The organism is Salinibacter sp., assembly GCF_042218895.1.
Taxonomy (GTDB): Bacteria; Bacteroidota; Rhodothermia; order Rhodothermales; family Salinibacteraceae; genus Salinibacter.
Genome location: NZ_JBDGQQ010000001.1, coordinates 1 through 12881 on the forward strand (window position 1 = coordinate 1; position 12881 = coordinate 12881).

General features: G+C 66.3%; 10 protein-coding genes. 1 reads left to right on the top strand and 9 read right to left on the bottom strand.

The window, feature by feature from the left end:
- Positions 1 to 564: 564 nt before the first annotated feature.
- A complete protein-coding gene (locus ABEL04_RS00005; RefSeq protein WP_375800314.1) occupies positions 565 to 1098 on the top strand; it encodes a thioredoxin family protein in 534 nt (177 codons plus the stop codon).
- 9 nt (positions 1099 to 1107) lie between these two features.
- Here ABEL04_RS00005 and ABEL04_RS00010 read toward each other — a convergent pair whose 3' ends face one another.
- The 9 genes from ABEL04_RS00010 to ABEL04_RS00050 all read right to left on the bottom strand — a co-directional run bounded on the left by ABEL04_RS00010 (position 1108) and on the right by ABEL04_RS00050 (position 12837).
- A complete protein-coding gene (locus ABEL04_RS00010) occupies positions 1108 to 3150 on the bottom strand; it encodes a peptidylprolyl isomerase (RefSeq protein WP_375800315.1) in 2043 nt (680 codons plus the stop codon).
- 517 nt (positions 3151 to 3667) lie between these two features.
- A complete protein-coding gene (locus tag ABEL04_RS00015; RefSeq protein ID WP_375800316.1) occupies positions 3668 to 4093 on the bottom strand; it encodes a hypothetical protein in 426 nt (141 codons plus the stop codon).
- Positions 4094 to 4112: 19 nt separating this feature from the next.
- On the bottom strand, positions 4113 to 5219 hold the full coding sequence (locus tag ABEL04_RS00020; RefSeq protein WP_375800317.1) for an ABC transporter ATP-binding protein: 1107 nt from the start codon (positions 5217 to 5219) through the stop codon (positions 4113 to 4115).
- A gap of 72 nt (positions 5220 to 5291) precedes the next feature.
- Positions 5292 to 6896 carry an ABC transporter permease gene (locus tag ABEL04_RS00025; protein ID WP_375800318.1) on the bottom strand — a complete coding sequence of 535 codons (1605 nt, stop codon included), beginning with the start codon at positions 6894 to 6896 and terminating at the stop codon, positions 5292 to 5294.
- Positions 6897 to 7029: 133 nt separating this feature from the next.
- On the bottom strand, positions 7030 to 8106 hold the full coding sequence (locus tag ABEL04_RS00030) for an iron ABC transporter substrate-binding protein (RefSeq protein ID WP_375800319.1): 1077 nt from the start codon (positions 8104 to 8106) through the stop codon (positions 7030 to 7032).
- Positions 8107 to 8287: 181 nt separating this feature from the next.
- Complete coding sequence (locus ABEL04_RS00035; protein WP_375800320.1) at positions 8288 to 9433, bottom strand: glycosyltransferase; 1146 nt, start codon at positions 9431 to 9433, stop codon at positions 8288 to 8290.
- An 83-nt stretch (positions 9434 to 9516) separates the two neighbouring features.
- Positions 9517 to 10497 (bottom strand): aldo/keto reductase, encoded by a 981-nt coding sequence (locus tag ABEL04_RS00040; protein ID WP_375800321.1) that lies wholly within the window; start codon positions 10495 to 10497, stop codon positions 9517 to 9519.
- Positions 10498 to 10573: 76 nt separating this feature from the next.
- Positions 10574 to 11599, bottom strand: a complete 1026-nt coding sequence (locus tag ABEL04_RS00045; RefSeq protein ID WP_375800322.1) for a glycosyltransferase family 2 protein — start codon at positions 11597 to 11599, stop codon at positions 10574 to 10576.
- 239 nt (positions 11600 to 11838) lie between these two features.
- Positions 11839 to 12837, bottom strand: a complete 999-nt coding sequence (locus ABEL04_RS00050) for a DUF6929 family protein (protein WP_375800323.1) — start codon at positions 12835 to 12837, stop codon at positions 11839 to 11841.
- Positions 12838 to 12881 lie beyond the last annotated feature (44 nt).

Consider the following 12881-nt stretch of genomic DNA (forward strand, 5'->3'; position numbering starts at 1 on the left):
TTTCTGACCGGCGAGACCCGTGCGGTGGTCGACCTGCGCCCCGATCAGGTGCGCCTGGCCGAGGACGGAGAGGTCGCCCGGGCCACGAAGGCCGCGTGAGGCAGTGGAACGGGCGCGGACGCCCGGTGGGCTTCCCAAGAAACACGGTGCTTCGCGTCCTTCCCGGCAGCGAAAGAGCCACGAAAGGCCACGATCCGTGACCTCGGGGCGCAACTCGACGCCCACGACGACCTGGACGCCGCCGTGGCCGACACGTACGGCTGCGAGGCGGGGGGCCTGAGGAAACGATCTTGCAGCGACTGGTGAATCTCAACACCGAGCGGCGGCCGGGGGAAGAGGAGGACCACGCCCGCTACCTGCGCCCTGACCGAACGGGAGTGAGGGAAGAAGTAGTTTTAGACGGCGCCCTGGCAATCTGAAAGAAAAAGAGAGCATCCTCTCATGACCCCCCCCTCTTACTCGGCGTAGGACTGGAACCTCGGAGGCGTCAGTCTGGCAGGCCGGGCAGCCGTGTTGAAGAAAGGGAACCTTTCGGTTGGGGGGGCATCTGAAAGAGCCACTCGCATGCCCATCGTTGCCTTGACGCCAATGCGCCCGCTCGGTTCTGTCTGGTCGGCCCTTTTTGCGACAGCTCTCGTCCTCGCGGTCGGGATGGAGACGGCCCACGCCCAGATGGAGATGCCGCCCCGTTCGCTCGGGGAGGTGATCGAGCAGGCCGAGGCACGAGGAACGCCGATCCTGTTGGAGATTTATGCCCCCTGGTGCCCGTACTGCCAGCGCATGCAAGAGGAGGTGTATGCCGACACAACGGTACGATCGTATTTGGACCGTGAGTTTACGTACGCCCGCCTGAACCGGGACACGACGGCGGGCAGCCATCAATTTAGGGGCCGTACGCTCACGTCGAAGCAGTTGGGACTGGCACTCGGGGCTCGGGGCGTGCCCACCACGGTCTTCATGAAAGCCGACGGCACGCCGATTGCCCGCCAGCCCGGCTTCATTGAGCGGGACATCTTTCTTCCTCTGATTCGATACGTCGGGTCGGGGGCGTACGAAACGCAGAGCTTCAAGGCGTTTCGGGAGCAGGCATCTAAGTGAGCGCTTCCGCTACTGGGAGTCCTGTTCTGTCGTCTCCACCCGAGCCGTCTCAATTCGGTCGTACGCACGGAGGCGATCCACGACGTCCATCCCGGCCGTGACCCGCCCGAAGGCTGTGTACCCGCTGTCCAGGTGTGGCTGCATGCTGTGGGGGATAAAGAACTGGCAGCCCTCTGTATCGCGGCCGGCGCTGGCCATCCCCACTGTCCCGCGGCGGTGGCCAATGCGCGTAATCTCGGTGCGAAGAAAGAATTCGGGGCCGCCGAAGCCGTCCTGACGAGCAAAGTCGCCCCCCTGCACGACGAAATTGGGCACGACGCGGTGGAAGGGTACACCGTCGTACCGACCGTTCTGGGCGAACCGCGTGATCGCCTGCGTGGTCTGGGGCGCCTGCTCGGCATCGAGTTCGATCGTGATTGCGCCCCGGTTCGTCTCCAGAACGAGGCGCGGGTGCGGGCCCAACGTCTCAAGGCGGGACCAGTCGATCGTTGGGGTGTCCGGCAAGGGCCGCGGGGCCGCCGTGACGGTCGTGTCGGTGGCCGCAGAGAGGCCCTGGGCGGCGGCCTTGCGGATGGCGTGATGGGGATGGTCGAGCGCGTCGCGGAGCACGGCCTCAGCTGTGGGGCCGCCCACCGTGCCAAGGGCCTCCAGGATCGCCGTCATGCCCTCCAGGCCCTCGGGCGTGGCAAGCGTCCGATAGGCGGCCGCGAGGGTGTCGGCGGCGCCCCGGGAGACAAAGGCAGAGTCGGCCAGGGCGGGCGCTGCGGCGTACAGGAGGGCCGGATCTCCCCGGCGGGCAGCGGCAGACAGACGGCGGAACGTGGACCGGACCCCGTCTGGGCGGATCTGTTCCCAGCGGGCCACCACGGCGTCGACGGCCGCGGTGGCCACACGTACGTCTTCGGCCCGCAGAGCGGTCGCAAGCAGTGTGTCGGCCCGGGCCGTGTCGAGCGGCGCCAGGGCAGGCACCGCGGCGGCGTAGACGATCGAGTCCCGCTCCGTTCGCCACCGCTCTACGGTCCGGAGCACACGAGGCCCCCGTCCATTCCGGGCCAGGCCGCGCAGCAGCGGTGCCCGGACGCGCCAGCGGTCGGGGTGCGCGTCGATCCAGGCCGTCACGGCCTCCACGTTTGCGGATGACCAGTCGGCCCCGCCCAGCGTCTCGGCGGCTGTACGGGCCACGAGCGGATGATCGTCGTCAAGAGCGCCCACAAGTGTCGTGCGGACGGCAGGCACCTCGGTGAGGCCGGACAGGGCCTGGGCCGCGTCGACCCGGACGCGCCAGTCCGGAGCTGTCTGGAGCCAGTCCATGAGGCGGTCGGTGTCGGCCGTGTCCCCCACCTGCCCGAGTGCCCGAATGAGATGCATGGCCGCCGGGTCGTCGAGCGCATACGTATCGAGGGCCTGCCGGATCGTGTCGGCGCGTCCCCTCGCCAGCGCCTCCACCCGTCCGAAGGCGTAGGCCGCGTTCCGGCGCGCCCACGAATTCTCAGCTGTCAGGTGCTCTACGAGCCATGCGGTGCCCACCGAATCGACAACTCCGCGCATGCCGTACCGGGCCAGGGCGAGGGCGAGGTCTCCGCCGCGCTGGTCGGGAAGGCCCAGGTCGAGGAGGGTGCGCAGCGAGGCCGCGTCGCCCGTGTGCCCGAGTGCATGGATGAGGAATCGTCGTGTCGTCGCGTCCCGCTCGAAGCGTAGCGTCTGCAGGAGGGGGGTGGTCGGCACCTGGTCCGCAGGCATCTGAGCCAGAGCGAAGGCCGCGTCGGACCGAACGACCGGCACGCCGTCCCGGAGCCGGTCGAGCAGGTCTGGAATGGCAGCCGTGTCCCGCACCGAGGCGAGGGCGAAGGCGGCTCGCGCCCGCACACCCGACGTGCGGGCATCGAGCTTCTCTCGCAGTGCCGCCCCGTCGCGTTCTACCTGCGCCTCAATGAGAGCCTGCAGGGCCGGGCGCGTCAGCAGATCGTCGGAGGGGCGATCGGGCATCGGCTGGGCCGCGGCGACCGGGGCGACCCACACGAGAACGAGACCAAGGAGGAGACGAGCGTGCATCGGGCGGGGGAACGGCGGGAATGGCGGACACTTCCGAAGGTAGCGATCAGCCCGTAGAACGTCGACCCGGATGCCGGCGCCAATTCTCCACCGCGTCGGGGCCGGGCATCCGACCTGTGTCAATCAGCCGGTCCATGTCAATCAGCGCATAAACCCCCGGTCGGTCAATTTTTCGTTGCTCTTGGCAAGCGAGAAGGGCAACGTGGTCTCCGACATGGGCTTCCCCCCTGGGTGACGCGGATGAGGACGGCTCACGTCCTTAAGCTACGGCACTTCGGGGAGCATTCCCTAGCTCGGATCCGGGCCGGGGCACCGACCCGGCCGTCCAGCGCCGCACCTGCCTCCTCCCACGCGCCCCATCTATCGGGGCGCGGAGCCGGTAGGAACCAACCGAAGACCATTCCGCTGAGGCCTGAGGTCTCGGCGGCCCCGAGGCGCTGGGAAGAGAAACGGGCGCTTGATGCAGCATGCCGGCGGTCCCTGTTTCGCCTCGCCGCCAGTGGAGAGCGGCAGTCCTTCACCGCCGCTCAAGCGTAATGGGAGTTGCGTCGAAGCTCGGAGGGCCACCGAGGAGCTCAGCCTCGATGGTTTCCAGAGGGTCGTCGACCGTTCCTCGAAGTTGGCCTGGACGCCCACCGGCGAACTGGAGGGACAGCGAGAGGTCCGGCTTCGTGACCGTTCCACTAACCTCGAGCGTCCACGTCTGCTCGCTAGTCACGAGGCGTCCATCGCCCGACACTGCGCTCTGGTTCGGGGTTGCGCTCGGGCCCCGCTTTAAGTTGAGCGTCAGGGTGTAATTCGTCCCCCTCACCTCCGTCGTGCCCCGCCACGACCCTGCGATGGACTCCGGAGAATCCGTTCCCCCGAAGAGATCGCATCCCGTCCCTATCAAAACCAGCATCGCACACGCGGCGACGAGTGAGAACCGGAGCGTCGCAGGCATCGGAAGGAGGAGTTTGGGGCTACGAGGAGGAACGAGCGGAGTCTGGCTCCGGCGTGGCCCCGCTCGGCACCTCCGCGGGGGTCGACCGGCTCTCCAGCACGACGGCTGGTTCGAGGGAGCGGACCGCTACAGCGTCTCCCGGCTCGTAGAGCTGCCGGTTGTCGGTGTGGACGAGGTACTCGTTCCCGTGGCAACACACCCGGTAGGTGATGTCGTGGCCCTTGAACGCCCGGCCCACGACGGTCGCCATCGTGCCGTTCGAGGTTTCCGGCGCCTCCAGCGCGAGATGCTCCGGCCGCATCGACACGAGCACGGTGCCCTCCGCCTCGCGGTTGAGGGCCACGCGGCCCAGCGGCGTGTCGGCCTCGGTGCCGGTGGCCTGCGAGAGCAGCAGATTGGTGCGGCCCAGAAACTGCGCGACGAAGAGGGTACGGGGCTGGTAGTACACATTCTCCGGCGGGCCGATCTGGTCGATCTGTCCGCCCCGCATCACCGCCAGCCGATCGGCAAACGAGAGCGCCTCCTCCTGATTGTGCGTGACCAGGACGGCACTCATGCCCTTGCTCTTCAACAACTCGCGCACCTCCTGGCGGGTCTCCTGCCGGAGCAGGGCGTCGAGATTCGAAAACGGCTCGTCGAGCAGGATGAGGTCCGGCTCCGGGGCCAAGGTCCGCGCAAGGGCTACACGCTGCTGCTGCCCGCCCGAGAGGTGCTGGGGCTGCCGGTCTTCGAAGCCCTCAAGCCCTACCATCTCTAGGGTTTCCCGCGCGCGGGCCTCCGACTCGGCGGCGGAGACTCCGTCGAGCCCAAACGCGACGTTTTCGAGCACCGTGAGGTGGGGGAAGAGGGCGTAATTCTGGAAGACGATGCCCACCTTCCGCTCTTCCGGCGACACGTGCACGCCCGGTCCTGAGAGTGTTTTTCCCCGCAGCGAAACCGTCCCGGCGGTGACCCGCTCGAACCCGGCAATGCAGCGGAGGGTCGTCGTCTTGCCGCACCCACTCGGTCCCAGGATCCCGAAGATCTCGCCGTTCTCCACGTCGAACGATACTTCGTGGACGACGGGTGCAGCCTCAGGGCCAAACCGCTTGGTCAAGTCCTGGACGGAGAGGAGTGGATCAGCCATGGTGTGAAATGGCACCTAGCTCGGGGCAACTCGTTCCCGACGATCGTCCTTCCAGACCCGACCGCGGCGGGACTACGTCGCCTTCGACGCGGGCTGGCGGGACGTCGCACGCTCCCGCAACAGCAGCACGCCCACGAACAACGCCGAGACGAACATGATGGCGAGGGCGTACGGGGCAGCCTGTCCGAACATGGCCTCCTCGGCGAAGCTCCACGTGTTGAAGGCAAGGGTCTTGAACCCGATCGGAGCGAGGAGGAAGGTGATGGGCAGCTCTTTCATGGCCGAGAGGAAGACGAGGGCCACGCTCACCAGTAGTCCCCGTTGCACGAGCGGAACGGTGACGCTAAAAAATGCTCCGATCCGCGACCGGCCCAGCGAGCGGGCAGCTTCTTCCAGGTGCGGCGGTGTCTGGTAGAGCGCGCTTCGGATGGGCCCGACCGCTTCGGCCATGAAATGAATCGCGTAGGCCACGACGAGTAGCGCCAGCGTCTGGTACGCAAACGGCACGGCGCCGAGCGAGAACACGATGAGCGCCAGCGCAAATGCCAGGGGCGGGGTAGCGTACCCCAGGTAGGCAATCCGTTCGACGCCCCGGGTCCAGGCCGACGGGTGCCGCACCCCGAGGTAGGCTACTGGCAGGGCTAGCAGAGCGGCGAGGAGGGCGGCCGGGGCCGATGCCGACACCGAGTCCCAGAGCGACGCCGCGAGGCTGTGCCAGTCTCCTCCACGTCCGGCGGCGTCGACCATCCAGTACCCCACCGTTCCGGCGGGGAGAAACACCGATAGTCCTGCCACGCCCAGCGCGAAGGCGTACCCGGCCCAGCGCCACGCCCCCAGCCGGTGGACCGTAGGCCGCCGGCCTGTACCGCTGCCAGTCCGATGAAACAACAAGCCCCGGAGCAGTCCCGCCTCCAGCATCAGCAGCGCGCCGGTGAGGATCAGAAGCATGAGCGCCAGGCACGCCGCGTAGATTCGGTCGTACGAGGCCGCGTACTGAATGTAGAGCGCGTAGCTGAACGTCTCGTACCGCATGAGCGATACCACCCCAAAGTCGCCCAGCACATGAAGCGTGATCAGGAGTCCCCCCGCCAGGAACGCCGGGCGCAGTTGGGGCAGCACGATCCGGAAAAAGATCTGCCAGCGGCTGTGGCCCAGGGCCTGTGCCGATTCCTCCAGGGCCGGATCCAGCCCCAGGAAGGCGGTGCGGAGATTCAGAAAGAGATAGGGGAAGGTCGACAGGCTCAGTGCAATCACGGCGCCGGTGTAGCCGCTGAGCCGTGGCACCACGAGGCCCAGCATCTGCGCGAGCGTGCCGTACGTCCCAGTGCTGGCCAGCAACACGTACGCCATCACGTACCCCGGTACCGCGAGCGGAAGCACTCCCAGCAGGGTAAGCACCTGCCGGCCTGGGAGGGCCGTGCGGGCGGCAAGCCAGGCCATCGGTACGGCCAGGAGGCTCGTTCCCACGAGCACGCCGGCGGCGAGTCCCACGGTGTTGCCCAGCAGGTGAAGGGTACGCCACCGTACAATCAGATTCCAAAGCGTCTGAGGATCCGCCTGGAGAGCCCGGAGGAGCAGGTATGCCAGAGGGATGAGTACGCCCCCGACGACGACCCCGACGGGGATCGCCACGTACCAGCGGGAGCGGATCGTGTCCAGCGCGCGGGATACTCTCATTCAGAATCGCCCTCCTTGAACGAGGAACTCTCCGCCCTCTGCTGCCAAAATCGCACGTGATGCAAAAGTGCGGAGGCATGAAGGCGCGTGGACGCGTCCTGCACTGTACGCCCGCACCTCCAGGCCGTCGGTCCTACAGCGCCCCCACGTTTCGGAGCAGCTCGAGAGTGGGATCCATTTCCTGCAGCCGTTCCAGTTCGAACTCCGGGCTCAGCTTCAGCGCTTTCTTCACCGGCATCATGTAGTCCGGCACTGGTGCACCCGGCACGACGGGATACTCGTTCACCCGGGTCGCAGCGAACGACTGCGCCCGCTCCGACAGCAGGAACCGTAGGAATCGATGGGCCGCCTCGGGCTGATCACTTGCCTGCAAGGTCCCAGCGCCCGTCACGAGGGCGAGGTTGCCGAGATCTCCCTTTTCGAAGTGGTACATCTCAACGGGAGCAGAGGCCCGCGGTGCGGCGCCTTCATTCTCTTCGTGCTCCTCCTCTCCCTCGTTCTCATCTTCATACTCGCCCTCGGCGCCGCCATACTTGAGGCGGAGCACGTAGTAGTGGTTCGTCAGGGCCACGTCGATCTCCCCGGCTTCCAGCGCCCGCACCATCGGCGTGTTGGAGGCCCACGCTTTCGGATTCAGGGCCTGCATCCCCTCTAGCCACCTGCGTGCTGTCTTCCGCCCCTCTGTCACCCGGAGGGCCGTCACGAAGTCCTGGAAGCTGGAGTAGGCCGGGGTCCATCCGATGCGGCCTTTCAACTCCGAGTGGTCGGGCAGATCGAGCACCGAGTCTGGCAGGTCCTCCGGACTCACCGCGTCGCTGTTGTAGGCCAACACCCGGAAGCGAGTCGTGACGGGCACCCATCGCTGATTGGAGGGAGTGAATCGGGCCGCTCGGTTGACGAGGGTGTCGGGGAGCGTCGCCAAGAGATCATTGTTGACGGCGTTGCCGAGCGCCCCCGTTGTGTTGGCCCAAAACACGTCGGCTGGGGTCTGGTCGCCCTCCTCCTGCAGCGCGGCCAGCAGCTGGGAATCGGTCCCGTACTTCACGCGGACCGGAATGTCGGCTTGCTGCCGGTAGAGCTGCACAAGCGAGTCGACCAGCGGTTTGCTTCGGCCCGAGTAGATGACGAGCTCGTCCTGCTCGCCCCCTCCACACCCGAGGAGCGAGAGGACGAGGGTGGCGATTAGGCTAAAGCTGAGGAGTCGCTGCATAAGGCCACAGGATCGGTTCCAAAAAGTCTTGTTTAGAACGATTCTAAAGAAGGAGAGGCAGAGATGACACGGCTGCGCCTTCTCACCGGGTCTAAATCGCAGAAACTCCACACTCCTTGGGGGCTGGACCCGTGAGGGCGCGGAAGCCCGGACGTTCCTGCACGGAATAGACCGGTGCAGTTCACTCCGTACTTCCGGGAAGGAGCTCCTCGATCGCTTCGAGGAGGCGCGCCGGTTGCTGCGCGTGCTTCCGCTCGCGCACGCCCTCTGCGAGCCGCCCGGCCCACCCCTCCTGGAAGAAGCGGATGATGGCCGACGCTAGGGCCTCGGGATCTTCGGCTGGCACGACGAACCCGGCCTCCTCGTGTGGGATCGTCTCTGCGAGCCCGCCCACGTCGGTCACCACCATGGGCCGTTCAAAGTGCGTGGCAATCTGGGCAACGCCGCTCTGCGTGGCCGAGACGTAGGGCTGCACCACGAGGTCGGCAGCGCAAAAGTAGGTGGGCACCTCGCCGGATGGGACGTAGTCATCGTACCAGTGAACGTGGGCGTCGAGGCCGTGCTCACGGATGAGGCGTCGGTAGCGCGCCGGATCGTCGTACGGCTCCCCAGCGACGACGAGGTGCGGGTCGGGCAGGGCCTCCAGCACGTCGGGCAGGGCCTTCAGGAGCACGTGCAGGCCTTTGTATTCGCGGACGAAGCCGAAGAAAAGCATCACCGGAGCGTCTTCGGGGAGGTCGAGGGCGGCGCGGGCCTTTGCCCGAGGGACGGGCTCCCCGAACCGCTCGTAGACGGGATGCTCGATGCGACGAAACGCGGCGTCGGGGCGACGGAGGGATTGTAAATTGTTGGCCACCGCGTCGGACATAACGACGTGGCCCTCGCAGGCCGCGAGGAAGAAGCGGCTCAACCACGCGTCGCCCAGATGCCGTTCGTGGGGCAGTGCATTGTGGACCACGGCGAGCGATGGGATGCCCGCCCACCGGAGAATCCGGGCGACGGTGCCGTAGGCAGGGGCAAAAAACGGCATCCAGTACTGAAAAATTACGGCCTCAGGGCGCTGCTCGCGGAGCTGCCACGCTGTACGGAGCCACGAGAGGGGATTCAGCGGGTCGAGAAGTCGCGGTGCCCCCCGTACGATCGCCGGTGCTTCGTCGTCCGGCTCGAACTGCGTCTTCCCTGGAAACAAGAACTCCGGGTACTGCCGCGCAAAGCTGACCGGTCGCATCTCGTGTCCTCGCTCATCGAGCCCCTGCACCGTCATCTCCGTAAAGTGCGCAATCCCGCCCCGGTACGGATGCATCGGCCCCACGACGGCAATTCGCATGTCCCCATTTTTCCGTTTGTCCATTTTCCGCTCTGCCGTCCTCTCAACAGCCAGTTTTCCGTCCAACCCTTCCTTGTGTACCGCTACCGATTCACCGAACTCATGTCCGGATACCGATCGCCCGCGGCGGCGCCCTTCGGCGCAATCTCGTCGATGTGGTCGAGCTCCGCCTCCGACAGCGACACGTCGAGCGCGTCGATGTTTTCGTCCAGATGATCCGGATCCGTCGTCCCCGGGATCGGCACAATCTCGTCGCCTTGATGCAGCACCCAGGCGAGGGCCAACTGGGCGGGCGTCACGTTCTTCTCCGCGGCGAGGCGCTTCACCTCCGCCACGAGATCCAGGTTCTTCTGGAAGTTCTCGCCCTGGAAGCGCGGGTTGTGGCGGCGCCAATCGTTTTCGGGCAGGTCCTCGGGCGACTGGAAGCGACCGGTGAGAAAGCCGCGGCCCAGCGGGCTGTACGGGACGAACCCGATGCCTAGGTCGCGGCACGCCGGTAGGATCCCCTCCTCCGGAAAGCGGCTCCATAGCGAATACTCGGTCTGCAGGGCCGTGATGGGGTGCTCCGCGTTGGCCCGGCGGAGCGTGTCCGGCGCCGCCTCCGAGAGGCCCAGGAATCGCACTTTGCCTGCCTCCACGAGCCGCCCCATCGCCCCGACGGTCTCCTCGATGGGCACCTCCGGATCGACGCGGTGCAGGTAGTACAGGTCGATGGTGTCCACCCCAAGCCGCTGGAGGGACGCGTTGCAGGCCTTCTCCACGTAGCTCGGCCGCCCGTTGATGCCGTGCGTGGTGCCGTCCTCGTCCCGCACGATGCCAAACTTCGTAGCGATGGTGACCTCGTGCCGGTGAAGATCCAGGACGCGGCCCACGAGCTTTTCGTTGGTGAAGGGGCCGTAGATGTCGGCCGTATCAAAGAACGTGAGGCCCCGATCGAGGGCCCGCTGAAGCGTCTTGATGGCCTGGCTCTCCTCGGGCGTCCCGTAGAAGTCAGACATGCCCATGCAGCCGAGGCCAAGAGCGGAGACGGTGAGGCCCTGGTCTCCGAGCGTGCGTTCGTCCATAGCTGTGGCGTACTACATTTCGAGAGAAGGTCGAACAGGAGACCTGGGCGAGGCCGCTGCCACCAGCCTGTGCTGCTTACTCCTCGATGGCGGGGGACATTTCTCCCGCAGGACTGTCGGCCGGACCCACGGCGTCTGCCACCTCATACGCCGAGGTGTCCTCCATTCGCGGCCGAATGACCATCTCGCCGAGCAGTCCGGTCGTAAACATTTGCGAGCCGAACAGGATGAGCAGAAGCCCAAGCAGCAGTAGGGGGCGCGCGCCACCAATCGGGTCTCCGAAGACAATCTTTTCCACCGACAGCCACAGGTTGATGCCGAAGCCCGCGACGAACGCCACAGTCCCAATCGACCCGAAGAAGTGCATGGGCCGCACGGCGTAGCGGGTGAGAAAGACGACCGTGATGAGGTCCAGAAAACCCTGGATAAATCGCTCCGTCCCGAACTTGGTGGTGCCGTACTTGCGCGGATGATGCTGCACCTCCTGCTCGGCGACGCGGTGGTACCCTTCCCACTTGGCCAGCAGTGGGATGTAGCGGTGGAGCTCCCCGTACACGTCAACGCTCTTCACCACCTCGCGCCGGTAGACCTTGAGCCCGCAGTTGAAGTCGTGGAGCGGGAGTCCCGAGAGAAGACCGGTGACCCAGTTGAAGAACCGGCTCGGGATCGTCTTGCTCAGTGGATCCTTGCGGTCCTTTTTCCACCCGCTCACCAGGTCATATCCCTCCTCCAGGGTGTCGAGGAGCCGGGGAATCTCGGCCGGATCGTCCTGCAGGTCCGCATCAATCGTCGCCACGTAGCGCCCCCGCGCCCGTTCGAAGCCCAGCGCCAGGGCCGCCGACTTTCCGTAGTTGCGCCGGAACCGGAGCCCCGCAAACCGGGGATCGTCCTCGTGGAGCTGCTGTACGACCGTCCAGGTCTCGTCCTGCGATCCGTCGTCGACGATCCACACCCGAAACGACAGGCCCGCCTCCTCGCACGCCGCCCGGAGCCCGTCGGCGAGTTCGGGGAGGGACTCGGCCTCCTCGTAGGCCGGCACGATGATGGACACGTCCGGCCGCTCGGCGTTGGCAGGGGAATGTTCAAAGCTGGGTTGCTCCACGAACAGGAATCAGTCTGTGACTGTCGCCGAACTCCGATCCCCGTGTGTCGGGGGGGTTGCTCCTCCCCACGACCGCAGTGACTCGACGTAGCTCAGCACCTTGCGCTGCACCTCCTCTGGTGGGGAGCCAGAGCCTCTAAAATTCCTACTTTGGTGCCGGATATGGCTCAGTCCAGGAGCGATGCGCAGTCGACAATCTCAGACACGCCCGGCGGCCTTCCTCGCTCGCTTCGTCGGGGTCAGTGCCAGGATCCATCGAGTTCTGCCTCGTAGATCAGCGACGGCTCGTCGGAGGCGTCGGCGTCGATGACGAAGGAGGCCCGATTCGGGGAGCCCGGGTGCACGCTTAGGCCCTCCACCTTGCCCTCGAACGGCGTTCCATCTTCGTCGATTAGCTCCGCAAGGCGGGCCCCGTCCTCGTCGATGACGCCAAGCACCGACCCAACCACATCCCCCGTGGTCTCGTCCTCGGCGGAGGCAGAGAACAGGACTGCGCCGTCGTGGCGCATGGCGTCGGAGAAGGTGAGCCGCACGTCGTGGAGCGTCCCGAGGTCGTACTGAACCACGTTTTGGAGCTCGGGCGGTGGATGCTGCTCCGGATCGTTGAGGTGGGCCGCGAGGGCCGACCACTGCAGGTCGCCCGTCGCGTCGACGGGACCAAGCGTGTCGGTCGGCTCAGCGTTGCCGCGCTGGAAGAGACGGAGGCGGTCCTTTTCCACGAAGATAGCGCCCTCCACGTTGAGGCCACTGCCGGAGAAGTCGGTTTGTTCGCGGAGGTGCTGGTAGAGGGCCGGTGCCTCGGCGAGGTCAGTGTCCGGCTCATCGTCGGCCCCACGCCAGTCGACCGTAACGATCCACTCTCGATTTTCCGCGGAGCCCGAACCGAAGGCCACGAGAAGACGCTCCTCGGTCCCGGGCACGACCGCACATGCCTCCAGGTCGAGCTTGTGGTGGCCGGTGCCCTCATCGTAGTCGAAGACGCGAAGGCCCTGGGGCCCAGCCGGAAGGGGGTGGCTCCGCACCTCGTGGCTGTCGGGGTCGATGAGTGCCAGGAAGTTGGCATCGTCCTGCACAATCGCATAGCGGTCGACCAGGAGGACGAGGCTCGATGCGGCTCGCACGTGCGGCGGCCGATCGGTCACCTCGGGGTGCGGCTCATCGTCGTAGGTCAGGGGCGAGGAGCGGACGACCCGACAGGCCAAGGACTCATCGTGGATCGCCTGAACAGTGTCGGGCATGAGGGTTCGGCAAAGGCAGATTGAAAGGATAGAAGGGGGCGTCG

Coding starts and splice junctions, on each gene's coding strand:
- ABEL04_RS00015 (WP_375800316.1), bottom strand. CDS start 4,093: ATGCCTGCGACGCTCCGGTTCTCACTCGTCGCCGCGTGTGCGATGCTG.
- ABEL04_RS00050 (WP_375800323.1), bottom strand. CDS start 12,837: ATGCCCGACACTGTTCAGGCGATCCACGATGAGTCCTTGGCCTGTCGG.
- ABEL04_RS00035 (WP_375800320.1), bottom strand. CDS start 9,433: ATGCGAATTGCCGTCGTGGGGCCGATGCATCCGTACCGGGGCGGGATT.
- ABEL04_RS00005 (WP_375800314.1), top strand. CDS start 565: ATGCCCATCGTTGCCTTGACGCCAATGCGCCCGCTCGGTTCTGTCTGG.
- ABEL04_RS00020 (WP_375800317.1), bottom strand. CDS start 5,219: ATGGCTGATCCACTCCTCTCCGTCCAGGACTTGACCAAGCGGTTTGGC.
- ABEL04_RS00030 (WP_375800319.1), bottom strand. CDS start 8,106: ATGCAGCGACTCCTCAGCTTTAGCCTAATCGCCACCCTCGTCCTCTCG.
- ABEL04_RS00010 (WP_375800315.1), bottom strand. CDS start 3,150: ATGCACGCTCGTCTCCTCCTTGGTCTCGTTCTCGTGTGGGTCGCCCCG.
- ABEL04_RS00025 (WP_375800318.1), bottom strand. CDS start 6,896: ATGAGAGTATCCCGCGCGCTGGACACGATCCGCTCCCGCTGGTACGTG.
- ABEL04_RS00040 (WP_375800321.1), bottom strand. CDS start 10,497: ATGGACGAACGCACGCTCGGAGACCAGGGCCTCACCGTCTCCGCTCTT.